At 36.8% G+C, this 25,889-nt stretch carries 24 protein-coding genes and 2 other annotated features; of the genes, 23 read left to right on the top strand and 1 reads right to left on the bottom strand.

The window, feature by feature from the left end; translation table 11 throughout:
* Positions 1-308: 308 nt before the first annotated feature.
* Positions 309-557, top strand: a binding site (T-box leader).
* A 42-nt stretch (positions 558-599) separates the two neighbouring features.
* Positions 600-835: a binding site (T-box leader), on the top strand.
* A gap of 51 nt (positions 836-886) precedes the next feature.
* The 12 genes from AC4BHA_RS01990 to trhA all read left to right on the top strand — a co-directional run bounded on the left by AC4BHA_RS01990 (position 887) and on the right by trhA (position 11,694).
* The gene (locus AC4BHA_RS01990; protein ID WP_490558079.1) at positions 887-2,278 is read left to right on the top strand and encodes an anthranilate synthase component I family protein; all 1,392 of its coding nucleotides are present in this window, start codon (positions 887-889) and stop codon (positions 2,276-2,278) included.
* A complete protein-coding gene (locus AC4BHA_RS01985; RefSeq protein WP_066107002.1) occupies positions 2,259-2,852 on the top strand; it encodes an anthranilate synthase component II in 594 nt (197 codons plus the stop codon). Before AC4BHA_RS01990 ends, AC4BHA_RS01985 begins: the two co-directional genes overlap by 20 nt.
* Positions 2,845-3,882, top strand: coding sequence for an anthranilate phosphoribosyltransferase (gene trpD, locus AC4BHA_RS01980; RefSeq protein WP_148629797.1), 1,038 nt, complete (start codon positions 2,845-2,847; stop codon positions 3,880-3,882). The genes AC4BHA_RS01985 and trpD overlap by 8 nt, the downstream gene beginning before the upstream one ends.
* A complete protein-coding gene (gene trpC, locus AC4BHA_RS01975; protein ID WP_066106995.1) occupies positions 3,867-4,658 on the top strand; it encodes an indole-3-glycerol phosphate synthase TrpC in 792 nt (263 codons plus the stop codon). Before trpD ends, trpC begins: the two co-directional genes overlap by 16 nt.
* Positions 4,655-5,272: a phosphoribosylanthranilate isomerase gene (locus tag AC4BHA_RS01970; protein WP_490558078.1), complete on the top strand. Its 618-nt coding sequence runs from the start codon at positions 4,655-4,657 to the stop codon at positions 5,270-5,272. The genes trpC and AC4BHA_RS01970 overlap by 4 nt, the downstream gene beginning before the upstream one ends.
* Before the next feature lie 5 nt (positions 5,273-5,277).
* Positions 5,278-6,477, top strand: a complete 1,200-nt coding sequence (trpB, locus tag AC4BHA_RS01965; RefSeq protein ID WP_490558179.1) for a tryptophan synthase subunit beta — start codon at positions 5,278-5,280, stop codon at positions 6,475-6,477.
* Positions 6,470-7,270, top strand: a complete 801-nt coding sequence (gene trpA / locus AC4BHA_RS01960; protein WP_490558077.1) for a tryptophan synthase subunit alpha — start codon at positions 6,470-6,472, stop codon at positions 7,268-7,270. Before trpB ends, trpA begins: the two co-directional genes overlap by 8 nt.
* A gap of 122 nt (positions 7,271-7,392) precedes the next feature.
* Entirely contained in the window at positions 7,393-7,878 is a 486-nt protein-coding gene (locus tag AC4BHA_RS01955; protein WP_490558076.1) for a DinB family protein, read from the top strand.
* A 564-nt stretch (positions 7,879-8,442) separates the two neighbouring features.
* Positions 8,443-9,060: a 5'-nucleotidase, lipoprotein e(P4) family gene (locus tag AC4BHA_RS01950; RefSeq protein WP_490558075.1), complete on the top strand. Its 618-nt coding sequence runs from the start codon at positions 8,443-8,445 to the stop codon at positions 9,058-9,060.
* Positions 9,061-9,125: 65 nt separating this feature from the next.
* Positions 9,126-9,326: a hypothetical protein gene (locus AC4BHA_RS01945; RefSeq protein WP_490558074.1), complete on the top strand. Its 201-nt coding sequence runs from the start codon at positions 9,126-9,128 to the stop codon at positions 9,324-9,326.
* A 195-nt stretch (positions 9,327-9,521) separates the two neighbouring features.
* Positions 9,522-10,982: an NAD(P)H-hydrate dehydratase gene (locus AC4BHA_RS01940; RefSeq protein ID WP_490558073.1), complete on the top strand. Its 1,461-nt coding sequence runs from the start codon at positions 9,522-9,524 to the stop codon at positions 10,980-10,982.
* Positions 10,983-11,049: 67 nt separating this feature from the next.
* A complete protein-coding gene (trhA, locus tag AC4BHA_RS01935) occupies positions 11,050-11,694 on the top strand; it encodes a PAQR family membrane homeostasis protein TrhA (protein ID WP_066106977.1) in 645 nt (214 codons plus the stop codon).
* Positions 11,695-11,752: 58 nt separating this feature from the next.
* On the opposite strand, the gene AC4BHA_RS01930 is transcribed toward trhA, so the two are convergent.
* Entirely contained in the window at positions 11,753-12,457 is a 705-nt protein-coding gene (locus AC4BHA_RS01930) for a type 1 glutamine amidotransferase domain-containing protein (protein WP_148629792.1), read from the bottom strand.
* 508 nt (positions 12,458-12,965) lie between these two features.
* Here AC4BHA_RS01930 and AC4BHA_RS01925 point away from each other — a divergent pair.
* From AC4BHA_RS01925 to AC4BHA_RS01875, 11 genes are all read left to right on the top strand, one after another.
* The gene (locus tag AC4BHA_RS01925) at positions 12,966-14,054 is read left to right on the top strand and encodes a GntR family transcriptional regulator (protein ID WP_066106971.1); all 1,089 of its coding nucleotides are present in this window, start codon (positions 12,966-12,968) and stop codon (positions 14,052-14,054) included.
* Between the two features lie 228 nt (positions 14,055-14,282).
* Positions 14,283-16,040, top strand: coding sequence for a glycoside hydrolase family 2 protein (locus AC4BHA_RS01920; RefSeq protein WP_490558072.1), 1,758 nt, complete (start codon positions 14,283-14,285; stop codon positions 16,038-16,040).
* A gap of 194 nt (positions 16,041-16,234) precedes the next feature.
* Positions 16,235-17,494, top strand: coding sequence for an extracellular solute-binding protein (locus AC4BHA_RS01915; RefSeq protein WP_066106965.1), 1,260 nt, complete (start codon positions 16,235-16,237; stop codon positions 17,492-17,494).
* A 115-nt stretch (positions 17,495-17,609) separates the two neighbouring features.
* Entirely contained in the window at positions 17,610-18,542 is a 933-nt protein-coding gene (locus AC4BHA_RS01910) for a carbohydrate ABC transporter permease (protein WP_077248134.1), read from the top strand.
* Positions 18,543-18,554: 12 nt separating this feature from the next.
* Positions 18,555-19,391: a carbohydrate ABC transporter permease gene (locus tag AC4BHA_RS01905; protein WP_490558071.1), complete on the top strand. Its 837-nt coding sequence runs from the start codon at positions 18,555-18,557 to the stop codon at positions 19,389-19,391.
* 14 nt (positions 19,392-19,405) lie between these two features.
* Positions 19,406-19,828 carry a hypothetical protein gene (locus tag AC4BHA_RS01900; RefSeq protein ID WP_140461553.1) on the top strand — a complete coding sequence of 141 codons (423 nt, stop codon included), beginning with the start codon at positions 19,406-19,408 and terminating at the stop codon, positions 19,826-19,828.
* A gap of 684 nt (positions 19,829-20,512) precedes the next feature.
* Entirely contained in the window at positions 20,513-21,805 is a 1,293-nt protein-coding gene (locus tag AC4BHA_RS01895; protein ID WP_139891829.1) for an ABC transporter substrate-binding protein, read from the top strand.
* Positions 21,806-21,891: 86 nt separating this feature from the next.
* Positions 21,892-22,851 (top strand): carbohydrate ABC transporter permease, encoded by a 960-nt coding sequence (locus AC4BHA_RS01890; RefSeq protein ID WP_257469024.1) that lies wholly within the window; start codon positions 21,892-21,894, stop codon positions 22,849-22,851.
* Complete coding sequence (locus tag AC4BHA_RS01885) at positions 22,848-23,690, top strand: carbohydrate ABC transporter permease (RefSeq protein WP_139891830.1); 843 nt, start codon at positions 22,848-22,850, stop codon at positions 23,688-23,690. The genes AC4BHA_RS01890 and AC4BHA_RS01885 overlap by 4 nt, the downstream gene beginning before the upstream one ends.
* An 89-nt stretch (positions 23,691-23,779) precedes the next feature.
* Positions 23,780-24,784, top strand: coding sequence for a LacI family DNA-binding transcriptional regulator (locus tag AC4BHA_RS01880; RefSeq protein WP_490558070.1), 1,005 nt, complete (start codon positions 23,780-23,782; stop codon positions 24,782-24,784).
* Positions 24,785-24,928: 144 nt separating this feature from the next.
* Positions 24,929-25,840 (top strand): ROK family protein, encoded by a 912-nt coding sequence (locus tag AC4BHA_RS01875; RefSeq protein WP_490558069.1) that lies wholly within the window; start codon positions 24,929-24,931, stop codon positions 25,838-25,840.
* Positions 25,841-25,889: the final 49 nt, after the last annotated feature.

The raw sequence follows: 25,889 nt of genomic DNA, 5'->3' as shown, positions 1-25,889 counted from the left end.
CAAATGATATTTACTTAAAGAGTGCCAGTTCTTACTGAATTGGCACTCTTTTTTTGAAAATCGTATAAACTACACCCTTCTATCAAGCCTTTGTATTGTAATTAGAGGATAGGAAAACGCAATAATACTTAAAGTTGCTTGTTTCTAATAGATAAATTAATACAAAATCTATGAGAGAGATGATCCCTTTAATTAACATATAGTCATTTTTTACTTTGTCTGACTAAAATGCATCATTTTGCCTATTTTTAACTGAATAGATTGACAATTCAAAATAATTAATTTAATATTAACAACAACTTAAACATAATAATGCGTTGATGAAGAGTAGTAGCATTTGAAGGAGTTTTAGAGAGCCGATGGGGGTGGGAATCGGTATGATTTCATTTGTGAATGGACTTCGGAGTTGCCGAGCAGAACGTGAGTTATTCAGTATGCTTTGGCCGATTTAGCCAATCGTTAAAATAGGCTGACAGTTATTTCTATAGGCTGTCATAAAGTGGATTGCTGAATTCAGCAATCAATTAAGGTGGTACCGCGGGTCTCTCGTCCTTTTTTCAAGGATGTGAGGCCCTTTTTGTATGGGATAAAATTGAATAAATAAAACGTTAAGAAAGAGGAGTAGCATAAAAACATTGCACTACAGAGAGCCGGAGTGGGTGAGAACCGGTATGCAGGCTTTATGTGAATGGGCTTTCGAGTGATTCCCTGAAAGATTAGTAGGGGAATACGGGATTCCGCCGTTAAAAGGATAGGATATTAAATGATGGATTCCTTCCTCATCGTATCTGAAAGAGATCCAACGGGGGTGGCACCACGATTATACGTCCTCCATAAGCAATTTATTTGCTTATGGGGGATTTTTTTATTTTCAGGGGGGATTAGATTGAGGAAACCTAACATAATTAGGCAACGACTGAAAGCCGAGGAACAGAACAAACTTAGAAATATAGAAGACATTGCTGAGTCTTATAAAGCTGTGCTTGAATTTCCATCTTCGAGCGGTGGCAGGACAAAAATTGTTGCCTTTAACCTATATGCAGAAATCATGACGAGTATAGATGGTACGTTCTTTAAAAAAGGTCAAATGAAAAAGAAAGTGAATAATCCGCATGAGTTTATAAAAGCGTCCCTTGCAATCGATGATGCCCTTTATCCTGATCTGCCATTTATAGGAGGCTCCATTGGATTTGCCGGTTATTCGTACAGTTTTCTCTTTGAAGATATAGATTCGCCGGAAATGAATCCGGTTGGTATTCCGGATTTTCATTTTCTCTATCACACAGATTATTTTGTTTACAGCGGTGATGATTTCTCCGAATGCAGCCACCTCCATTTAGACTATGAAGGTGAACGATCAGAGGAAGAATTGGCTAAAAACATGAAGTACTTTCGGGAAAAACTATCCACATATAGCCAGGCTTCTGGAAATGAAATGTATTTGATTCACGGAATTAAAAGCAATACGAATAAGGAGAAATTTATTGATACGGTTAATGAATTAAAAGCCAGAATACGGAACGGCGATATATTCCAGGCTGTCTTGTCGCAGCGATGGACCGGTTCATTTAGTGGAGACCCGGAAGATTATTATGGGAAGTTAAAGCAAGAGCATCCTGATACATTCCAGTTTCATATTAATTTTGGCTCCTATCACATTGTGGGTTGCTCTCCTGAACGATTGATTGCGATCGATCAGGGCGTTATTCACTCTAATCCGATAGCTGGTACAAGACGAAGAGGCTCTACTATTCAAGAAGATGAAGAACAGATTGCCAGTTTAATAGCGGATGAAAAAGAGAAGGCAGAACATGTCATGCTGGTGGATCTTGCTAGAAATGATTTGGGGAAGATTTGTAAGCCGGAAAGTGTAAATATTAAACGGTTTATGGAGATTGAATTATTTAAAAATGTGATCCATCTTGTTTCAGAAATTACAGGCCTATTAAACGAAGCGATTCATCCAATGGATGCAATTAAAGCCTGTTTGCCGGCTGGAACCGTATCGGGCGCGCCAAAGATAAGAGCAATGCAGTTAATCTCAGAGGCTGAACAGGAAAGAAGAGGCGCTTACGGCGGCGGTGTTGGTTTTATCTCCTACGGTGGGGAATTAGACCTCGCCTTAGCAATCCGAATGATGGTAATTAAAGATCAACAAATTCATTTCCAGGCTGGCGCTGGTATTGTCTATGATTCCATTCCGGAAAATGAATGGTATGAAACACTTCATAAAGTTGGATTTAAGGAGGATGGGATAAATGATTTTACTTATCGATAATTTTGATTCCTTTACGTATAACCTCTATCAGCTTTTATTAGAACTGGGGGAAGAGGTACTGATTAAACGAAATAACGCCCTTACGATTCAAGAAATAAAAGATTTATCACCAACATCAATTGTCTTATCACCCGGACCTGGTCGGCCTGAAGAGAGTGGGATATGTAAAGAAATGATTAAAGCTTTTTATAGTCATATTCCTATTTTAGGCGTTTGTCTAGGGCATCAGGCCATTGGCCAGGTGTTTGGTGCTACGGTAAGTCGAGCTGGAAAGATCAAACATGGTAAATCATCAAAGATCATCCATACAGGAGATGAAATTTTTAAGGGTACACCTCAAGGGTTTCAGGCAATGAGATACCATTCTCTAATTATAAAAGAAGAGACATTGCCAAATGAGTTTAAGATTATAGCAACTTCAGAGGATGATGACGAGATTATGGCCATTCGTCATAAGCAGTATCCCTTATACGGCGTTCAATTCCATCCTGAATCAATAGGAACGCCCTATGGAAAAACAATAATAACTAATTTTCTTAATAGTACTGTGAAGGAGGCAGTCTTGCATGAATGAGTATCTTTTCAAATTAAGTAAAGGAAAGAGTTTATCAGAGGGCGAAATGACAGATGCTGCAAAACAAATGTTAAATCCAACTGTTTCTGAAGCGGAATTGGCTGCATTTTTGATGGCTATTGGATTGAAGGGATACGGGAGTAAGGAACTGTATATTATCGCAGAAATGATTCGAAAGGAATCGACACATCAGCTAGGAACTATCCCGGAAGCCATGGATAATTGTGGTACCGGAGGCGATCGCAGCAATAGCTTTAATATCAGTACGGCATCAGCATTTGTTTTGGCAAGTGCCGGAATCAAAATGGTGAAGCACGGAAACAAAAATATGACGAGTCAATCCGGCAGCATGGATGTGCTGAACGCATTGGGCATTAATACGATTAATCAAAAGGAAGAAGCCAGGAAAGCTATTCATCAAGCTAACTTAGTATTTTTGAATGCTGGACATATCCACCCAAAATTAAAAAGAATCGCTGCAGTTCGGAAGCAATTGGGTATTCCTACGATTTTCAATGCAATCGGACCCTTAACAAACCCAGTCCATTTAACCTATCAAATGGTTGGTGTGTATGATGTAAAACTATTAAAGCTGTATGGAGAAGTATTGTTGAAGGCTGGGAGAAAAAAGGCTGCCATTATCCATGGAGCAGGTAATATGGATGAAGCTTCATTGTCTGGCGAAAACAAGCTATATTTTGTTCAGAGTGGTCTAATAACAGAAGAAGCCATCCATCCCAATGACGTTGGATTGAAAGTATCGGACAATAGCCGTTTGACCGGTGGTGAGCCGTCTGAAAATGCAAAAAAAATGATTGGTATCTTCTGTGGGGAAAAGAATCCATGTCGTGATGCCGTCCTTCTAAATGCAGGAATTGGTTTATTTGTATCAGGGAAAGTTTCTACGATCCAGGAAGGAGTCATGTATGCGGCTGAATTAATTGATTCAGGTGCTGTCTATCGGAAATTACTTGAAGTTAGGGGACCGGTTCAAACGAAAGGGGCCAATGATATATGCCAACCTATTTAATGAATATCGTGGAGCACAAGAGGAGAGAGTTAAGCAAATCAACCGCAATTGAATTGTCAAATGACATCAAACGAATGCAGGTAAGAGATACTTTTGCTGAACGAATCAGAAGTCAGTCTACCCTTGGTGTGATTGCAGAATTTAAACGGTCATCTCCATCAAAAGGAATCATTCAATCTTTGGCCGACCCAATAGAGGTAGCTAATCAATATAAGGAAGGCGGCGCTGACGGCATATCTGTTTTAACGGATAAAGAATATTTTAATGGAAGCTTTGAAGATTTACAGGTTGTAAGCAGTCATATAGATCTGTCAGTCTTATGCAAGGATTTTATATTGGAAGAATCTCAGATTAATCAAGCCTTTTTATCGGGGGCAAGTATAGTCCTGTTGATTGTAAGAATTTTATCACCTGGAAAATTAAAAGCATTGTATGAGTATGCTCTCCATCTACATTTGGAAGTTTTACTGGAAGTGCATGATGAGGAGGATTTAATGGCAGCTCTGTCCCTTAAACCGCAATTGATTGGCATAAATAATCGAAATCTTCAAACATTTAACACGGATTTAGCTGTTACTGAAAATTTAATCAAATTGATTGACGATCCGTCGACTATTGTCATTAGTGAAAGTGGAATCAAGAATGTTAATGATTGTTTACGTGTTGCCAATGCAGGCGTGGATGCAATCCTAATTGGGGAGGCATTGATGAAGCATCAAGATCCCGCTCAATTTGTAAAAGAAATCAAGAAAATTGAAAGAAGGTACAGTCGGTGAAGGTGAAAATCTGTGGAATACAAACCGTCGAGCATGCATTAGCAGCTGAAAAAGCAGGTGCGGATGCCCTTGGATTTATGTTCGCCGAAAGCAAGCGAAGAATTATTCCTGAGAAGGCCAAACCAATCATCTCCAAACTGGAAGGTGAAATCTGGAAGGTCGGTGTCTTTGTTAATGAAGAGGTAGAAACGGTGAAACAAGTGGCACGATATTGTGGATTGACAGCCATTCAGCTTCATGGAGAAGAAAAGCCGGCAGACTATTTGGAGGTTGGATTGCCGATCATTAAATCGCTAGGAATTAAGCCTGCTCAGGCAGACTTAGATGTTGGTGATGTTAAGCGTGCTGATTATATTTTATTGGATGCTGAAGCACGGGAATATAGAGGTGGAAACGGAGTGGCATTTGATTGGGAAAAGGTTAGAGGACTAGGAGCTAAATATCCTACTATCATTTTAGCGGGAGGCTTGAATTCTGAAAATGTAAGAGTTGCGATTGAGGTTGTAAATCCGTTTATGGTTGATGTGAGCAGTGGTGTTGAGGTAAATGGGAGAAAAAATACGAGAAAAATCTTTGAATTTATAAAAATGGCAAAAGAGGGGGAAATCAAGTGAATCAAATAAAAGAATATCCAGATAAAACTGGCCGATATGGGGAATATGGAGGAAGATTTGTACCGGAAACATTAATGCCGGCTTTGTTCGAATTGGAGGAAGCCTATAAAACGATTGCGCAGGAAGAGTCATTTATTACTGAATATCAATTACTTTTGAAGGATTATGTAGGAAGAGAGACTCCGTTATACTATGCGGAAAATTTGACCGAACATTTAGGTGGTGCGCGGATTTACCTTAAAAGGGAGGATTTAAATCATACCGGGGCTCACAAAATTAATAATACACTTGGTCAGGCCCTGCTTGCCAAAGCGATGGGCAAAACAAGAATTGTTGCGGAAACAGGTGCCGGCCAGCATGGAGTCGCGACTGCTTCAGCCTGTGCCTTGCTTGGTTTGGAAGCAGTAATCTTTATGGGTGAAAAAGATGTGAAGAGGCAAAAACCGAATGTATTGAAAATGGAATTGTTGGGTGCAAAGGTAGTGCCTGTACAACAAGGAAGCTGTTCACTGAAGGATGCCGTAAATGAAGCTTTACGTTACTGGGTCGGTCATATTGAGGATACACATTATTTATTGGGATCTGTGATGGGACCCCATCCTTTCCCGCAAATTGTACGAGATTTCCAGAGTGTAATAGGTCGGGAAACCAGGGAGCAATTCTTAGCTTTACACAATCGATTGCCAGATGAAATTATTGCCTGTATCGGCGGTGGCAGTAACGCGATGGGGATGTTTTACGAATTTTTAGAGGATGAACAGGTTACTTTAGTAGGCGTGGAAGCGGCTGGCCATGGGTTAGATACAAATGAGCATGCAGCATCCCTTTCAAAAGGAGAAAAGGGGATTCTGCATGGCGCACTCATGTATCTCCTGCAGGATAAAGCTGGACAGATAGAGGAAGCTCATTCTATATCGGCTGGACTAGATTATCCGGGAGTCGGACCGGAGCACTGCTTTCTGAAGGACGAGGGAAGAGTTGAATATATATCTATTCGAGATGATGAGGCATTAGAGGCATTTAAGCTGTTAACAAGAAAGGAAGGAATTATACCTGCGCTCGAAAGCTCGCATGCGATAGCGGAAGCAGTCAAAAGGGCACCTAATATGGGGAAAGATCAGTCTATTGTGATTTGTTTATCTGGGAGAGGAGATAAAGATATGGATACCGTCATGAATGTAGTTGGAGGTGCGGAGCATGCCTAATAAGCTAGTAGATTGTTTTTCAGAGGCTAAAAAGAGTGAAAAAAAAGGGTTTATCCCCTATATTATGGGCGGTGATGGAGGGCTTGATCAGCTTGTTCCGACTATAAAGTACTTTGAAAGATTAGAGGCTTCCGCCATAGAAATTGGAATTCCATTTTCTGACCCAGTAGCTGACGGACCTAGCATTCAGGAAGCAGGTTTACGTGCCCTGGAACAGGATATTACTTTGGAGGATATATTAAATGAATTAAAGAATACTGAGGAAATTATTGAAATTCCGTTAATAATGATGACGTATGCAAATCCTGTTTTACGCCTTGGGATTTCAAAATTTGCTGCCAAGTGCAGAGAAGCCTCCATTAGTGCCTGTATCATTCCAGATGTTCCCCTGGAGGAAGAGCAGATGTTTAAGAAAGAGCTCAGTAATGAAGGGATTGTGTTAATTAGACTCATACCTTTAACGGCAAATCCAACTCGAATGGCAAAGCTTTGTGATGGAGCGGATGGTTTTATTTACGCAGTAACTGTAAATGGGACAACAGGAGAACAGGCACAGTTGAATGATGAAGCCTTTAAAGAACAAATCCTACAACTTAAGCAGGTTACGGATTGTCCAATCTATGCGGGATTTGGAATATCCAATGCAAAGACGGCCAATCAATTGTATGACTATTGTGATGGAATTATTGTAGGGAGTAAGGTTGTAAGTTTACTGCATCAAAAGGGCCATAAGGAATTGGAGTCCTTTGTTAAAGAATTGATTAGAAATAAGGCAAAACAAACAACCAGCTAACAATTTGTATGTTATCAGTCCAATAAGCCGTTTCACTTCTGTTTTTTTTCAGGAAAGATAGGGTATAAAGGATAGCAACCCATATCTTGTGAAGGGCAAAAAGAATTAGTGGAGGGGATTATATGGAAACGACTGGTATGCAAAAACAACTTGAGTTGACCAGAAGTAAGCTACAGGAAATTTTAGAGGATTTATCTGAAGCGGAGGCTGATCTCCAACCAGAAGGTTTTAATAATACGATTCGCTGGCAATTAGGGCATGTACTGGTAAGTGCGGAATCCTTCTTGTTTGATTATCCTGGCAGCGGTTCACCGCTTTCAGAGTTATATGGAGAATTTTTCAGAAGCGGAACTTCGCCAAAATATTGGCAAAGAAGTGCACCTTCTTTGAATGATATCAAGTCCAATTATCAATCTCAGGAAAAGAGAATTAAAGATTTACCGGAGGAATTCTGGAGAGAAGAGGTAACAGGTCCTCTTGCAAAGTTTGGTATTAAAACAAAAAGCGAATTGTTTCACTTTTTACTGAGCCATGAAGCGATGCATCTAGGTCAGATTCAATCATTAAAAAAATTAGTTGAACGACATAAGACTACTAATCAATATTAATAAAGAGAGCGGGGAAGTTGTCATACCCTAAAAGTTAGAGTAAAACTAACTTTTAAGGGGCGGTATTGCATTCCCCGCTTTTTTTATGTTTCTGTTTATTTATTAAGCAAAAGATCTGAGAAATTCTTTGCACCCGTATCTATAAATAGAACAAGAATGATACCGATCATCAACAAAATAAATGGTTTTTTAAACAAGGATATCACCCCTATATTTATGAATATTAGTTCTTATGAATTCTAAGATATGTATACCAATGGAGATAAATAGTTTTACAATTCGGCTCCTCATAATAAAGACCCTGATTAAAGATTAAAAAATTTCTGGAAAATAGGTTTATTCTGTAAATTCCGACTGATAAAATGTTCTGTTTTGCGGTTTCTTTGAGGATGTTTAGTAGTATTTTAATAAGAAAAAGAAAATTCTAAATCAATCAGTAAAGATCTCAAATGAGGTCTTTTTTTCGTATCCAATACCTACTTTATTTAAGCAGATTCGCTATTCCAATATAAATTTTTCATGAAATGAAAAGTCTTTGGAAAAACTGTTCGAGAGGTGATTGGAATGAAAAAGAATGGCATCAGAAAAGGAAGTATACTTATTACTGTATTTAGTGTTTGGATAAGCTTACCTATGAACTGGATAGAAGCTAGTCCGTATAAGAATCAACAAGAAGAAAATATAATGCACGTCCTTAGGTACCAACAATCTACGACTGATGCGTCATTTAGTAAAGGTTATAAAGTGGCTAAACATAGACTCAATCGAGCTCTGCAACAAAAGACGGATGAGGATAAAGCCATTATTTTAGATTTAGATGAAACCGTACTGAATAACCGCCCTTTTTTAGCTCGGTTGGCTCAAAAGAACAGCTCCTTTAATGATAAAGAATGGGATGCATGGGTCTACCAAGCAAATGCCAAACCTCTGCCTGGTGCATCAGAGTTCCTTCAATATGCGGATATGAAAGGAATCCAAATCTTTTATGTGTCAAACAGGAAAAAACATTTATATGAGGCTACTGAAAAGAATCTGAAGAGGGCTGGATTACCGCAAACGGATCAAGGACATCTTATTTTACTGACAGATGAAGTGAATACAGAATCAAGAAGGAAAGCAATCGAAAAGAATCATAGCGTAATTCTGCACCTCGGTGATAATTTAATTAATTTTTCCAAGTAAATTGAAACTGATGATCCACTAGAACGGAAGCGGCAGGTGGAATAAAGAATAGGCAGGAAACAAGTATGTCGTGTTATCAACTCCATGTAGGGGAACTGAAAAAAGGAGATACGTTATTTCTGAAAGTTGATGTAACAAATGTCAGTTCCGATTGTGGAGCTGACTATTTATTTTCAAAAGCTATCGAAAACTTATACCGGAGCTTTAAGTGGCTATGCTCCACCTATCCCATACTTATCCTATCCCCGGTCAAAGATGATGAATAGGTGTGGGATAGGTGGGAGAAAGGAGGTATCCCCCGGCTACGGACCGCCTATGGCACACCTATTCAACTCGTACGCTACCTCTCTTTCAAACCTATATCTGATCAATAGATATCAGATCTCTTACCTTACTATATCGTTTAAATTTCCTATTCCTATTGTTGTATACTAAAAATATAAGAAGAGAGGTGGTCGGTGATGAATATTTATTTTGCGAATGATATCAGAGAAGTCGACAGTAAAGCTGACGCGGATGGGCTATCCATCTTTACTTTAATGGAAAACTCTGGACAGGCTTTGTTCAGAGAAGTATCCAGTTTAATTCAGAGGGAAGATGAAGTTGGAATCATCGCTGGGCAAGGAAATAATGGAGGCGATGCATTTGTCCTTGCGAGATTATTGCTGAATCACGGTTATAAGGCGACGCTTATTTTGCCGTTTGGATTGCCAAAGTCTGAAGTTGCGCAACAGCATTTTTCTTATTTTATTACTTGTGGATACCCATACACCCAAACGATTGAAAATGAATATGATGTTCTGGTAGATGGGCTCTTTGGAATTGGGTTTAAACCGCCGTTTTCCAGTCATGCGGATCGAGTGCTTGCCTACTGGAACCAATCATTGGCTCTGAAAATTGCGATTGATATTCCTTCAGGTGTTGAAGCAGATAGAGGTAATGTAGTGACTGCCTTTAAAGCAGATTACACATTATGCTTACATGGGGTTAAGCCTTCAGCTTTTTTAGTGCCTTCGGCTGAATACTATGGGACAGTCAAATCGTTGGATATTGGATTGGTACAGCAATCAGGCTGGAGAGTATGGACAGAGGAAGATGTTAAACAAACATGGCCTGCTTTACCAAATAATCCGCACAAAGGATCATTTGGAACCGGATTGTTAATTGCTGGCAGTGAGGAAATGCCAGGTTGTGCACTTCTGTCTGGTCTTGGTGCTATGCGTTCCGGAATTGGCAAACTGACAATCGCAACCGATAAAAGTGTAGCACAAATTGTTTGTCAGAGACTTCCTGAAGCAACCTATTGGTATCACACGCTTCAACAATTAAAAGAAAATGAACAGCTATCCAGTATGAAAGCAGCAGCAATCGGTCCTGGTTTGGATTTGGATGAACAATTGGAGGATAAAGTTCAATTTTTATTGAATCAACCTGATTTGCCTCTTATTTTAGATGCCGCTGCCCTGCAAAAAAGAGAGTATCCAAAAGGGCGTCCGGCACCGGTCATTTTGACACCTCATCCCGGAGAGATGGCTCGAATTACAGGATTATCTTCTAGGTGGATCAATGAAAACCGCATTTCGGTTGCTCGTGATTTTGCTATTGAACATGAGGTAACAGTTATTTTAAAAGGAGTAAATACGGTTATCGCTTTTCCAGATGGAACTGGCTATATCAATCAAACGGGAAATCGCGGTCTTTCAAAAGGCGGTTCTGGAGACACATTGCTTGGAATTATTTTAGGATTACTGTGTCAATCTGAACCTTTCTCACACTATACAACAGCCGTGTCGAATGCGGTTTATCTTCATGGGAAATCGTCAGAATATTGGGCGATTGAACGTGAACCTAGCGCAATGCTAGCAACAGATATTATGGAGGTCTGGCCATATCTTTTAAAACAATTAAATCTTAAAAAATAGGTAGAAAGGTATTAATTTAGCAAAAAAACGGGAATAGACAAATAAAAACATGGAAAGGAGTCTCTTGATGAATCGAGTCTATACTTACACCAAGAAAGAAGAAGTCGTCAATGCGATTACGCATGGGATAGGAGCAGCTTTATCCTTTGCGGCCCTAATCTTAATGATTGTTTTTTCTATAACGAATGGAGCTGGCGATAGGCTATCAGTTGTTTTGGTCTATGGAATATCGATGTTGATGCTTTTTACATTCTCGACTCTGACTCATGCATTTCCTGAGGGCAAAGTCAAAGTGATTATGGAATTCTTTGATCATACCTCCATCTATTTATTTATTGCAGGAACGTATACACCGTATGCAATCATTGCAATTGGAGGGAAAACAGGATATGCATTATTGGCGATTATCTGGACGTTGGCAATAGCCGGAATTGTTTTTAAAGCCATTTTCCTAAGGAAATTTGTCATTCTCTCTACAATAATCTATATCATCATGGGCTGGTTAATTGTTGTAGCATGGGAGCCGTTAAAAATGGCAGTTCCTCCAACTGGATTAATGATGCTTGTGTATGGCGGATTATTATACACGGTAGGAAGCATCTTTTATGTATGGAGAGGGTTTCCATATCACCATGCGATTTGGCATCTGATGGTCTTGGTTGCTTCTATTCTGCACTTTTTATCTATCTTTTTGTATGTATTACCTATGTAAATTAAAAAAATGTCGATTCAATACTCCAACAAAGGTTTGGAGTTTGAATCGACATTTTTTAATATCTTTTTTGATTTTGTAAGAAATGTAACGTTTTCTCACCAACTGCTCGCGCGCTTTGTGGATTTTGTCCTGTAATCACTCGCTCATTTTCCACCACATGTGATGTGAAAGGAACGGTTGATTTTGTGAATTTTCCAGCTTTAGCGGTTAACTCATTTTGAAGCTTGAATGGTATTTTATGTGATGCAAACATGATCGTTTCTTCCATATTTGTATAACCGGTTACTGTTTTTCCTTCCAAGAGATGAGTCCCATCTGATAATACAACATTTAATAAAGCAGCAGGTCCGTGGCAAACAGCCGAAACGACACCGCCTTTTTCATATATTTCAGCGGTTAACTTTTGAATGCTGGACTGGTTAGGGAAGTCCCACATCGTTCCATGTCCGCCGGCAAAATAGATGCAGCCATACTCGTCAGATGTTATTTCATCGATAGAAGTGGTTTTATCCAATCTACTAATAAAATACGGATCCAGATAGTATTCCTTTGTCCTGTTATCCAGCAAGACAGGGAGAAGGCTTTTCGGATCAAGTGGTACTTTTCCTCCTTTTGTGGAAACTATATCAACCTCATATCCTGCCAATTTTAAACAATCATAAAAATGTACAAGTTCGCTTAACCATAAACCCGTTTTGTCTTTTTCATTTTTCATATATTCATGGCTCGTCACAACAGCCAATACTTTCTTTTTCGCCATTTAAAATCCTCCTATCTATAAAATGTAATTTTAACATAAACTGACTCTATTGACCTATTATTATGGTGTTGTGAAATAAAGGAAGGGGACGATGAAGTTTTTTACCACTTTTATTTGAGAGGATAGATTAGATATTTCAATCTATTATTTTTATTGAAAATTGGAGTTAGTGGATATGGATTTAAGGAGAGTTTAAGTTTAATTGTGTAAACCATACCATTGGTAAATGTGTTTTTATTATGAAAATCAAGATGCAGATAAAAATATATTTATGAACTTTTATAGACTTAATTATAATAGAATCCTTATTTATTATGCTTATTGATATTTGTTGATATTATTCGCAGTTTGTTTCTTTTTGTATTTTTAATTTATACACTGTAAACAAATGTACTATTGAGATTATCTTTTATATATGAATTAATATAATCCACTAAAAGGTGGTAAAATATACTAATGGTTAGTATGCTTAGTATATCAGTATATAAAGAATAAAGGGTGAGTTACGATTAAAAATGAGCCTCTGTATCAACAAATAAAAAATAAAATTAAAGCTCAAATACAAACAGGTAAGCTCCGGGTAGGTGATCGTGTTTCCTCTGAAAAAGAGTTGACGAAAGAATATCATGTTAGCCAGATTACAACTAAAAATGCGCTTGTTGGACTTGCTGAAGAAGGAATAGTAGAAAGAATCAAAGGAAAAGGTACGTTTGTTTGTGAAAGTTATTTAACCTCTTCTATTAATCAACTGAATAAACAAAAGGGATTAATCGCACTTATTCTACCAAATATGAAAACGAAGATTGAACAAGAGTTTGTTAATTTTATTGAGAGGTATGTTACAGAAAATGGTTATAAACTTATTATAAAAATTACAAGAGAGTCCCAATATGTTGAAGCGGATGCTATTGAAATGTTTAGAGAGATGGAAGTAAGCGGGATGATTATCTTTCCTACAGAAAAAGAAACATATAATGAGGCTGTCCTTAAACTGTCATTGGATAAATATCCTTTTGTATTAATTGATAGATATATGGAAAATATTTTAACTTATAGTGTAACCTCCGAAAATGAAGTCGGTACGTTCGAAGCTATTTCCTACTTATTAAATGAAGGGCACAAGAATATTGGGCTCATATCTCCGTTCATTACCAATACTGTAACTAATGAGAGATCAAAGGGATTTGAAAACGCTTTTCTAATTAAAGGGATTAAAATTGATAAGAACCAATGGCTTTTATTAGGATTCAATGATATTCAACCGAATATAACCCCAAACTTAATTAAGATTTTTTTATTAAGTAAGCCAGAAATTTCAGCTGTTTTTACAATGAATGCAGAATTAGCTCTTTATACTCATTTAGCAATCTGTTCTTTGAAGAAGGAATTAGGTCGAGAAATTGTATTGTTGACCTTTGATCCATCTGGTATAGCTGGAGTTCCATTTATAAAGCAAGATATTGATAAATGTAGTAAAAAAGCAGTTGACCTTCTTTTAGAACAAGTTAAGGGTACTTACAATCCAAAAAGGATTTATGTTCCTGTGCAATTTAATTCATGTGAAAATGTAGCACTGTTAGATACTCTATTAAAATAAACAAGTATTGGTTGATTAATAATGATATGTTGTTTAATTAATAGAAAGCAAACTATGTAATCTTTATAGACGTAGGTTGGTTCTTTTCTGCTTTAGTCTACTTATCTTAAGAAAAGTATATTTTATACTAAATTTAGTATATTAATGTTATTGAGCTTAATTTAAAATATAAATGTAAGCACTTACATTTTTTGAAATATTTAGATAAAATATAAAGGAGTTATTCAAATGACAGAAATATACATACCAAGAACTGAATATCCGCGTCCTCAGTTTGAAAGAGCGGATTGGATGAATTTAAATGGAGAATGGAATTTCAAATTTGATAGAGAGAATATCGGAGAAAAGGAAGAATGGTACAAAGAATCAAAGTTTGATAAAAAAATAATCGTCCCTTTTACATATGAAACAAAAGCCAGTGGTATTGGAGAGGAAAAATTTTGTCCGAATGTTTGGTATCAAAAAACAATCATAATACCTAAAGAATATGAAAATAAAAACATAATCCTTCATTTCCAAGCAGCAGATTATGTAACAAAGCTATGGGTTAATGAAATATTTGTTGGTGAAAATAAGGGTGGACAAATTGCATTTTCATTTAATGTTTCTGATTATTTAAGTGAGGAAAATGAATTAAACATTGTGGTTAAAAATGAAGACAGTCAAAGCTGCTTTCAACCAAGAGGAAAACAAAGGTGGTTAGATAATAATTTTGATTGTTGGTATGTCCAAACAACTGGAATTTGGCAAACGGTATGGCTTGAGTTTTTAAATGAAGCGCATCTCCAGTCAGTCAAAATAACTCCTGATATAGATACAGAATCAGTTGAATTCGGGTTTGAAGTTTCAGGTGACCTTGATCAGTCCTTAGTATTAAGAACATCCATTTATTTTGAAGGTCAGCTAATAAAGCGTTTTGAAGAAAGCGTATATCGACCACATTTTATGACTACCATGAATATTGCTTGTGAGTCTCATAAATGGAGAATAATGAATTGGAGTCCACAATCTCCTAATTTATATGATGTTGAATTTACATTGCTTGAGAACGAGAAAGTAATAGATTATGTAAAATCATATTTTGGGATGAGAAAAGTGTCTATAGAGAATGGGAATGTATTGTTAAATAATACACCAATTTATCAAAAACTTATATTAGATCAAGGTTATTGGGAAGAGTCATATTTAACACCACCTTCAGATGAAGCAATCATTGAAGATATTGACCGAACATTAGAAATGGGCTTTAACGGAGTTAGAAAGCATATGAAAGTCGAAGATCAGCGATTCCTATACTGGGCTGATAAAAAAGGACTGCTAGTCTGGTCTGAAATGGCTGCAACCTATGAGTTTTCTGATGGGGCAATTCAGAATTTTACAGATGAATGGATTGAAGTTGTTAAGCAGCACTATAATCACCCGTCCATTATTACTTGGACTCCGTTTAATGAATCATGGGGTATAAAGAATGTTTTTACAGATGCAAAACAGCAAAATTTTACAGAAGGTATCTATCATCTTACAAAAGCGATTGATAGCATGAGACCTGTTATTGTAAATGATGGTTGGGAGCATACAGTTTCAGATATTCTGACTCTTCATGATTATGTGGAATATGGTGAGGAATTTATTGGACGATATAAAGACAAAGAAAAAGTTGTGAATAACAAGATAGCATTTAATAATTCTAAGTTTGCAATGGCAAAAGGATATGAATATAAGGGGCAGCCAATCATTATTAGTGAATATGGTGGTATTGCCTTTGATTCTGAAAAAGGCTGGGGCTATGGTAAGCAAGTGAATAGTGAAGAAGAATTACTACATCGTTATGAATCTATTACTCAAGCTATTAAAAACACTCCATATATTAGTGGTTTTTGCTATACGCAAATTACCGATGTGCAGCAAGAGGTGAACGGTTTACTAAAGGAAAATCGGGAACCAAAAGTAGATTTAAACAAAATCAAGACAATAAACAATAAATAAGACTCAAATTGATAACTGTATGTACAACGCCCTTGATGAAAACTTATAGGAAGTCAGTTAAAGGGATAAAAATAGTGAAATTTAAAATGTGTACTAACTATTCATTAAACATTATTTAATTGATGGGAGGTATTGATTCGCTTTTAAGTATTAGGAGCATGTTTTATCTTCTGAAAAAATTAGGGGGGAAACTAATGAGAAAAATATCGCTATTAACATTGTCTATTCTTTTTCTAGTTATGACGGCATTGACAGGTTGTAGTTCATCTAGTTCAGGTTCAGAAGGTTCATCTAAAAATGAAATTGTCTTTTGGAATCCATTCACAGGGCCAGATGGTGAGAATATGAAGCAAATTGTGAATGATTATAATAAGACAAACCCTAAGTTCAAAATTAAGAATGTATCAATGGTAGAAAATGATATGTATACCAAGATTCCAACGGTAGTAAACTCTGGAAAAGGTATTCCTGATTTAACCGTAGTTCATGCTGAGAGAATTAAACAATTTGTAGATAATGATATGTTAACAAAGTTTGATGATGTATTGACTGATCATCCTGAAATTAAAGCAGAAAACTATGTAACAGCAGGTTGGGACATTGGTAACCTTAATAATAGTAGATATAGTGTGCCATTAGATGTGCATAGTTTTGTAATGTATTATAATAAAGATTTGCTGGAAAAATATGCACCTAATGCACTTGATGATAATGTTATAACTTTTGATGAAGTGAAAAAAGCAGGAGAATTGTCTAAAAAAGACAAAATTACTGGCATTGGAATCACTTGGACACGTCCGATCTTTTTATCCATTTACAATCAATTCGGGGGAGACATAACTAGTGATGGTGAAGCTCCTACTATTGATACTCCAGAAGCTAAAGAAGCATTACAATTATTAAAAAGTCTTGTAGACGATAAAATTGCTAACAAGGATGGAGAAGATCCAGGCCAGTTATTCAAATCTGGTAAAGCTATTTTTTATCCAGAAGGTATCTGGATGCAAAATAGTATAAAAGATGCTAAGAAATTAAACTGGGGTTTAACAAACTTCCCTCAGCTTTCATCTGATAAAATTGTAAACTGGACGTCTTCTCACCAATTCGTCATGTTTAACAGCAAAGAACGTTCAGACGAAAAGGCAAAGGGGATAGTTGATTTCCTAGATTTTGTGAGAGAAAATTCACTTCCATGGGCTAAAGCAGGACAAAATCCTGCAGCTTTAGAAACCTTAGAAAATCCTGAATATAAAGAATTGCCTCAGGCTTTCTTAATTGAGAACCAAGAAATGCAGCAATCTCTTAAAATCTTTGATTATAAGTACAATGGTTTTGTAGTCGAAGAAGTCGATAAATTGGTTGGCGATGCGATTTATGGGAAATTAGATATCGATAAAGGGTTGAAAAATGCTCAAAAAGCAGTTGAGGATAAAATTTCAACTAATAAAAAATAATAATAATGGAATTAATTGACAATAAAAATCGATCTTTCACAATTAGAGAGAAATCCTTATCCATATATAAGGATTTCTCTCTCTATTCGATATCTAAAGAATAGGGGTTAAATATATGAACAATCCTGGAGTGAATAAAGAATTAAAAATGTCAGCAGGTATAGAAAAACATTCGAAACAAAAACATTTTAATTTTTCTCCGTTTCTATACATTGGGCCACATCTAATAATATTTGCGATATTTTTTCTTATTCCCACTTTATATGGTATTTATATTTCATTTACGAGCTGGGATCTAATCGGAAAGCCGGAATTTGTTGGATTTGCTAATTATCAAGAAATATTATTTAATCAAGATTCAACATTTTACGATCAACTACGTACTGGATTAGGAAACACATTCAAGTTTGTGCTTTTTACAGTTCCTGCTTGTATTATTGTTCCTTTGCTTTTAGCTGCAGGTCTTAACACAAAACCAAAGGGGATGAAATTTTTTCAGGCATTGTTTTACATGCCGACTTTGTTTTCTGTTTCTGCCGTAATGATTATTTTTTCAATGCTTTTCAGTGTTTCTTTTGGGCCAGTTAATCATTTTCTAAATGTTGAAACAAACTGGTTAGCGACCCAGCCATATGCCTGGATTGCATTAGTTACTGTAACGGTCTGGTGGACAATCGGTGCAAATATGATTATTTATCAGGCTGCTTTAAACGGTATTTCAAAAGATTTATATGAGGCAGCCTCAATAGATGGAGCAAATAAGTTTCAAAGTTTTTTTAGAATCACTCTACCAAGTATAAGATCTCAAATATTATATACAGTTGTTATTACAACAATCGCACAATTTAATGTATATGGACAACCACTTATGTTAACGAAAGGTGGGCCAACTAGCTCAACTTCCGTATTATTAATGTACATACAAGAAAATGCATTTGGTTCTGGAATTTCTATTGCTGGTATCGGAGCGGCAATGGCTGTAATTCTCGGTTTATGTATTATGGTTGTTTCTGCCATTCAATTCTTCTTTTTAAGACAACGTGATTAGGAGGTCCTTGTTTTGGGTAAAAAAGGTATTTCAAAAATTGTTGGTTTAATCTTTTTACTGATAATGGCTTTTATATGGATTGTCCCTGTCTTGTACACATTCATTACGTCTTTCAAAAGTGAGGCAGATATTCAAACAAATGCTTTTACAATCCTACCGATTAATTGGGTTATTGGTAATTACCAGGATGTACTTTTTAATAACACGAGTGCACCAGTTGCAAAATGGTTTATGAACTCAATGATAATATCGCTATCGCAAACAGTATTAGTACTTGTAATTATTTCATTAGCTGCATATGGATACTCAAGAATGAAATTCAAGGGAAGAGATACCATTTTTATCTTTTTAATGGCAACGATGATGTTTCCAGCTGTTGTAAACCTTATTCCGCTTTATAAAATTATGGACACACTAGGTTGGGTAAATAATTATTTAGCTGCGATTGTACCGGGGGCAGCAGGAGTATTTAATATCTTCCTTGTAAGACAGTTTATGCAAGGAATTCCTATTGATTTTGATGAATCTGCGAGAGTAGATGGAGCTTCCGATTTCCAAATATTTTTTAAGCTGATTTTACCACTAATAAAACCGGTATTAACAGTTGTAGCGTTATTTACATTTACTGCCTCCTGGAATGACTTTTTATGGCCATCCATTGTGTTTAATGATGTTGAAATGATGCCAATCACCCCGGGATTACAATTACTACAAGGGATGTATCAACTCGATGTGGCGCATGCTCTAACGGGAGCACTTGTTGCCATTATTCCAACATTTATCCTTTATTTATTTACACAAAAATACTTTATGGAATCAATGTCCTTGTCATCTGGAGTTAAAGGATAATAGAAGGAGGTTTAATGGTGAATCGAAAGCTAGAGAGAAGATTAGTCATGGTCGGTTCTATATGGCAGATCGTTTCAGGTCTCCTTACTATTTTTGTTTATGCTTCATATATAAAAAATGAAGGATTAAATTCTGATTATAATACTCTAGCAAAACTTGAAGCGGCACAATCTATTTTTGGTAGTTTATATATGTTCTCGGTTAGTTTCGGAATGCTATTTGTTATATTAGGGATTGTAAATTTTGTTATGGCAAAATTATTAAAGGACAATCAACTAGAAGTTAAAAAGCCTATCTGGTTTATCTTAATAGGGGTTACCTCCTATCTAGTAATGGATCTGTTAGGGTCCTTAATGTTTTTATCGGCAGGAATTTTAGCATTAGCCAAAAACAAATCGATATCAAAGATTGTAAACAATCAATTTCAAAAACAATAATTTATCTAATAAGTTGATTCTCTCAGTTAGGATAGTTAGGGTCCTAGTTCTTTAGAATGGGTATAACTTCTAAATTGTAATTTCAAAAGGTGATCAAATCCCATTTAGTTAATTGATTGGTAACCGTATTAAAAAGTATCTAATCTGATAGCATAAAAATTTTAATGATAAGACTGTCATCTAGATATTAATTCTTTAATGGCTTGCCAGTGCGGTAAGTCGTTTTTTTTTTTTTTTTTTGTGAAATAACCTGTTTACATCTATGTTATTTTTGAGGCATACAATTAGATGTAAGGGTGATTGTGTTTCAGTTTATGAATACCCAGAATGGGAAGAACAGGTACCTATATAGAGAAATGTTAAGACCACTCCCTAAAGGGTCTTTGGTAAGTTATTTAATAGAATTAATTACGAAAGCGATTTCCAAAATATTGGGCGATATTCCCAATAAATGGTTGATTTTTCAGAAAAATCGATTTATAATCACTAATGAAAGCGGTTTCTGTTCTCTGATAATGACATGATTTTAATCTTTTTGGAAACCGGTTTCTAAACGGTGGTGCTATTATCATTTTTTTAAAGATTAATATGGTAAAGGGGGCTGGGTAGCACAGAATCAAAATTTACCTTTATGCATCATCCATGGATGATGGTCTGACCAAATTATTATAGGGGGTTTTACAATTGAAAAGCTTAAAAAAATTGGCTGCAATCGGATTATCAACGGTCCTGGCGCTGTCGTTGGCAGCATGTAATGATGAAAAGACTTCTTCAAACGGTGGTAAAAGTGGGGAAAAAGTTACCCTGGATTTCTGGACATTCGGAGCTACGAATTATGAGGATCTTGCGAAGGAATATGAGAAGGAAAATCCTAACGTTACCATTAAAGTAAGAGCAGCAGAAACAGCAGATCATCATGATGCTTTATTCACCGCTTTATCTGCTGGAAGCGGAGCGCCTGATATCACGATGTTGGAAATTGACCAATTAGACCGTTTTAAAGCAGCACAGGATCGCTTTGAAAACTTGTATGATCTTGGTGCAAAAGATATTCAAGATCAGTACTTAGATTGGAAATGGAAAACAGGGGAGAATGATAGTGGGGATTTCTTGATTGGTCTGCCAACAGATATTGGACCGAAAGCCTTGTACTATCGTGCAGATTTATTTGAAGCTGCAGGTCTTCCAACAGATCCTGAAGAAGTAGCCACACTGATTAATTCACCAAAAGCTTTTGAAGAAGCTGGTGTGAAAGTGAAGGAAAAAACAGGCAAGGTATTCATAGATAGTATTGAAATGGCATTCAGAGCTTACTTGGATGGTGCAGAAACAACATTCCTTAATTCTAAAGGGGAGTTATTGATTGAAGAGGATGGTAATGCCGTTAAAGAAGCTTATGATTATGCTGTGAAATTGAATGAAATGGGTATTGTTGGTAAATTTGAAATGTGGTCACCGGAGTGGGCAAATGCTGTAAATAAAGGTGAATTTGCTGCTGAATTAGGTGCTGGCTGGTTAAAAGGCTGGATGGAAGGGAATGCGCAAGAAGCTTCCGGTAAATGGAGAGTTGCGACATTACCATCTGAATTTGCGGCAAACTGGGGTGGCTCATTCATCTCCATACCAAGCGAAACAAAAAATGCAAAAGAAGCATATAAATTTACTTCATGGTTAGTTTCTCCAGACAATCAACTGAAATCCTTCCAAGACAAGGGACTTTTCCCTTCCGCACAATCTGTATATGAAATGGACGCTTTCAAAACAAACGAAGATGCCTTCTTTGGCGGACAGGCAACAGCACCGGTATTTGCTAAAGCAGCACAAGATATCAGTGGGGCTGTTTATAAAGGGGAAAAATATTTCCCAATCTATTCAGAAGTACTGAATGGCTTAAAGAACGTTCAAAATAAAGGAACGGATCCTGAAAAAGAATGGAAAGCCGCTGTTAAACGCTCCAAAGGCTTATTAAACCGGTAATTTCAATAGATTACTAATAAGGTGGGAATCGGCGTGATTTTCATGGGAACGCCGCTCCCATCTTTGATGGGAAAAGAGGTGTAGAAATGGATCCAGTGAAAGCGAATCCTAGTATGAACGAAATCAAAGTTAAAAAGAAGCGAGCTAGATCTGAGGCAAAAAAAGATATGTATTCCGCTTATTTATACATTGCTCCTTTCTTTATCATTTTTGCGATTATTGGTTTATATCCTATGATTTTCAGTATTTATTTAGCATTTCAAAAGTGGAACGGTCTCAGTCCCATGGTCTCAGTGGGGTTGGATAATTTTAAGGTTGTTTTAACAGACCCTCTATTTTGGAAGGCTGTTTATAATACGATTGTTATGGGAATTATGGGCACGGCTCCGCAAATTGTGTTTGGAATCATTTTTGCTTATCTGTTAAATCTAGCCTTCCTAAGATTTAAAAACTTCTTCAGAGTCACTATTTTTATGCCTTATATTACATCAATGGTTGCGGTAGCCTTGATTTTCAGTGTGCTGTTTAGTAATCATGAATCCTCATTAGCCAATTATGTTCTAAGTTTAGCGGGTCTTGATCCAGTAAGCTGGGCAAGTTCAGAATGGGGAACGAAAATTGCGATATCCATTATGGTCTTTTGGCGATGGGTTGGCTATAATACGATCATTTACCTGGCAGGAATACAGAGTATTCCCAATGAACTATATGAAGCTGCCACGATTGATGGGGCAAATAAAACCCAACAATTTCGTTATATAACCATTCCTTTGTTAAAACCATTTATTATACTTACGGTCTTTACTTCTACGGTTGGGGCTTTGCAGCTGTTTTCTGAGCCTACTATATTTATGGGAACAGGTGCCTTTACAAGGGATGAGGCTATGACGATTGTTATGTACCTGTATCGTGATGCCTTCAGATTGCAATCCTTTGGTACTGCTTCTGCAACAGCTATTATTTTGCTGGTATTAATCTCAGTGATTGCAGCAATCAATGTATACGTAACTTCTGGAGTTGGAAGAAAAAGGAGGGGTGGGCAATGACTAAAAATAAAAAAGTAAGGAAATTTTCCATAAGCAAACTATTAGTTTATGGCTTATTGGGCATCTCCTCCTTATTATCCTTGTTCCCGTTTTATTGGATGTTTGTAATGGCGACTAGTCCAAGCTCGGCCTTTAATTCGATTCCTCCCACACTTACACCGGGGAATATGTTAGTTGAAAATTTTAAAAAGGTATTAAATCAAATTGATTTCTTCGGTTCGATGTGGAACTCATTTGTCATTTGTGCCATTGTAACAATCGTTGTTCTATTCATTAGTTCATTGGCCGGTTTTGCCTTTGCTAAGTTTACGTTCCGGGGAAAAAATGTACTATTTATCGCGATTTTGCTAACGATGATTATTCCGCCTCAATTGGGTTTAATCCCTCAATATTTCCTTATATCAAAGGCGGGCATGCTTGATACTTTACCAGGTGTAATGGTGCTGTTCTTTTTAAATCCTTTGGGTATCTTTCTTATGAGGCAATATATTAGTAAATCGGTTCCTGATGAACTTATCGAAGCAGCAAAATTAGATGGCTGTTCTAACTTTAGAATTTATCGCAGTATCATCGTGCCGATTACGCTTCCTGCATTTGCAACTTTGGGTATTATTGTCTTTACGGCAGTATGGGGTGAGTTCCTATGGCAGTTTACCGTATTAAGGGATCCGGAAAACTATACGATTCAGGTAGCATTGGCTCAATTAAGCAATACACATAATGTGGACTTTGGAATGATTATGTCAGGTGTATTTTGGGCAACAGTGCCGTTATTACTAGTATTCTTATTTTTCAATAGGTTGTTTATTTCGAGTATTACTGAAGGCTCAGTTAAATAAACATTCCTTCCAAATTTATGCTTAACTATTGAAACTCCTATTAACCTAAAAATGGGTAACCAAACTACTCGAATTTAGAAGGGATTAACATGAATTTAACGATTAAAGATATTGCACAAATGGCCAATGTATCTCAAGGCACAGTTTCAAAGGTAATCAATAATTATGAGGGAATAAGTGAAAAAACGAAAAAAAAAGTGATGGATATTATTAACCAAAGCGGTTATGAACCTAACTTTTCTGCCAGATCCTTGGCAACGAAGAAGTCAAATCTAATTGGGTTGATTTATGCCGGAAGAATTAATGTTGATATGACCCACCCTTATTTTAATGAGGTTATCTCTTCATTTAAAAAGAATATAGGTTTACTGGGATACGATATTTTAATGTTTTCAAACGAACATTTTCAGTCGGATAATGGAAGTTATTTAGCAAGATGCCGGCATTTTAATGTGGATGGCTGTTTAATTATTGCAGGTGAAGAGGTGGAGGAATCTACCTATGCTTTAGCTTTAGCCGGCCTGCCCTGTATCGGAATCGATATTGAATTAAAAGGGCCAAAGGCTAGCTATATTATGACTGATAATTTGGGCTTGTCGAGAAAAGTGGTGGAATATCTGTATCTTCATGCTATTAAAAAAATCGGTTTTATTGGCGGTATATTTGATTCTCCTGTTTCGATCTTTCGCAAAAAGGGTTTCCTGGAAGCACTGAATCAATTTGGACTCGAAATTTGTGAGAACTGGATTCAATACGGTGATTTTCATGAGGAAAGCGGGTATGCGGCAATGAAGAAAATCCTGCGATCTAAAACGCTGCCAGAAGCAATTTTTGCGACATCAGATATGATGGCCCTCGGAGCTTTGCAAGCTATTAAAGAAGCAGGCTTAAGCTGTCCAGATGATATCCGGTTAATTGGCTGTGATGATATTGCAGCCTGCCGTTATAGTTCTCCAAAATTAACAACGGTGAAACAGGATAAGGAAAAGTTCGGTAAATTATCCGCCTATATGCTCGACGATTTAATTAATGATAGATCCCAATTAAAACCGGTATTTATTGATTCCGAGTTAATTATCCGAGAATCCTGTTGATCAAAGTTTCATAGACTTCGAGGTTCACAGAAGCTGATAAATTCTGATGTTTTCGATGTATGAAGCTATTTTATAACCCATAAGAAACACAGATATATTGGATATGATAATTGTATGAAAAATTGGGTTACTGGAGGTTATATAGTGAATTACTATGCGGTACTTGATGTTGGTGGCTCTGCCATTAAATATGCACTTATGGATGAAACGGGATGTTTTATTGAAAAATCCTCACTTCCAACTCCTAAAGAGAGTCTTACCGAATTTATAAATACAATTGATATGATCGTGAAGGATTTTAAAAATAAATATGTGATAAAAGGTCTGGCGGTGAGTATGCCTGGTGCGGTAAATATTGAAACCGGGATCATAGAGGGGATCACAGCACTCCCTTATATCCATGGCCCTAATATAAAAGAACTCCTTCAGGAACGGACAAATTTACCGGTAGAATTGGAGAATGACGCTAATTGTGCTGGTTTGGCGGAGGGCTGGATTGGTGCAGCAAAGGATGTACAGGATTATCTTTGTATAGTGATTGGCACCGGTATAGGCGGTGCCGTCGTACTCGATAAAAAAGTTCGGCATGGGAGAAATGGGTTTGCTGGAGAATTCGGATATATGAAGATGGAGGGCTATTTGGGAACACAACCAGCAGAAACCTATAGCACGTTGGCAGCCGTAGGAGGCTTGATCAAGCAGGTTGCTAAACGAAAAGAGAGAGACCCCGATACTTTTACCGGTAAGATGATCTTTGAGCTTGCTGAACAGGGTGACACAGAGGTACAGGAAGAGATTGATAAGTTTATGCGTCGGCTTGCTGTTGGCATATATAATCTACTATTTATTCTGGATCCGGATAAGATTTTGATTGGCGGTGCAATCAGTAATCGCGAAGGATTTATCGACAAGATTAATGAAACATTAAACGAAATGAAATATGAAACAGATGGATTAACGGTCAAAGTTGAAAAATGTCAGTTTGGAAATGATTCGAATCTAATTGGTGCTTTGTATCATTTTTTACAGCGGCAGAAGGACTCCATTTTGGTTTAAAGCTAGATTGGGAGAATGTCTAAGTGACTATGTTATAAAAGGAAAAGAC

The sequence above is a fragment of the Pradoshia sp. Z3_51 genome, from assembly GCF_058215915.1.
The sequence above is the reverse complement of the archived record's forward strand: the minus strand, read 5'-3'. Positions and strand labels throughout refer to the sequence as shown.

Excerpts from the sequence above, each read along its gene's own strand:
- trpA (WP_490558077.1), top strand. The coding sequence starts at position 6,470 with ATGCCTAATAAGCTAGTAGATTGTTTTTCAGAGGCTAAAAAGAGTGAA.
- AC4BHA_RS01885 (WP_139891830.1), top strand. The coding sequence starts at position 22,848 with ATGACTAAAAATAAAAAAGTAAGGAAATTTTCCATAAGCAAACTATTA.
- AC4BHA_RS01985 (WP_066107002.1), top strand. The coding sequence starts at position 2,259 with ATGATTTTACTTATCGATAATTTTGATTCCTTTACGTATAACCTCTAT.
- AC4BHA_RS01945 (WP_490558074.1), top strand. The coding sequence starts at position 9,126 with ATGTCGTGTTATCAACTCCATGTAGGGGAACTGAAAAAAGGAGATACG.
- AC4BHA_RS01915 (WP_066106965.1), top strand. The coding sequence starts at position 16,235 with ATGAGAAAAATATCGCTATTAACATTGTCTATTCTTTTTCTAGTTATG.
- AC4BHA_RS01880 (WP_490558070.1), top strand. The coding sequence starts at position 23,780 with ATGAATTTAACGATTAAAGATATTGCACAAATGGCCAATGTATCTCAA.
- trhA (WP_066106977.1), top strand. The coding sequence starts at position 11,050 with ATGAATCGAGTCTATACTTACACCAAGAAAGAAGAAGTCGTCAATGCG.
- trpD (WP_148629797.1), top strand. The coding sequence starts at position 2,845 with ATGAATGAGTATCTTTTCAAATTAAGTAAAGGAAAGAGTTTATCAGAG.
- AC4BHA_RS01890 (WP_257469024.1), top strand. The coding sequence starts at position 21,892 with ATGGATCCAGTGAAAGCGAATCCTAGTATGAACGAAATCAAAGTTAAA.
- AC4BHA_RS01900 (WP_140461553.1), top strand. The coding sequence starts at position 19,406 with ATGGTGAATCGAAAGCTAGAGAGAAGATTAGTCATGGTCGGTTCTATA.
- AC4BHA_RS01920 (WP_490558072.1), top strand. The coding sequence starts at position 14,283 with ATGACAGAAATATACATACCAAGAACTGAATATCCGCGTCCTCAGTTT.
- AC4BHA_RS01955 (WP_490558076.1), top strand. The coding sequence starts at position 7,393 with ATGGAAACGACTGGTATGCAAAAACAACTTGAGTTGACCAGAAGTAAG.
- AC4BHA_RS01930 (WP_148629792.1), bottom strand. The coding sequence starts at position 12,457 with ATGGCGAAAAAGAAAGTATTGGCTGTTGTGACGAGCCATGAATATATG.
- AC4BHA_RS01910 (WP_077248134.1), top strand. The coding sequence starts at position 17,610 with ATGAACAATCCTGGAGTGAATAAAGAATTAAAAATGTCAGCAGGTATA.
- trpC (WP_066106995.1), top strand. The coding sequence starts at position 3,867 with ATGCCAACCTATTTAATGAATATCGTGGAGCACAAGAGGAGAGAGTTA.
- AC4BHA_RS01950 (WP_490558075.1), top strand. The coding sequence starts at position 8,443 with ATGAAAAAGAATGGCATCAGAAAAGGAAGTATACTTATTACTGTATTT.
- AC4BHA_RS01940 (WP_490558073.1), top strand. The coding sequence starts at position 9,522 with ATGAATATTTATTTTGCGAATGATATCAGAGAAGTCGACAGTAAAGCT.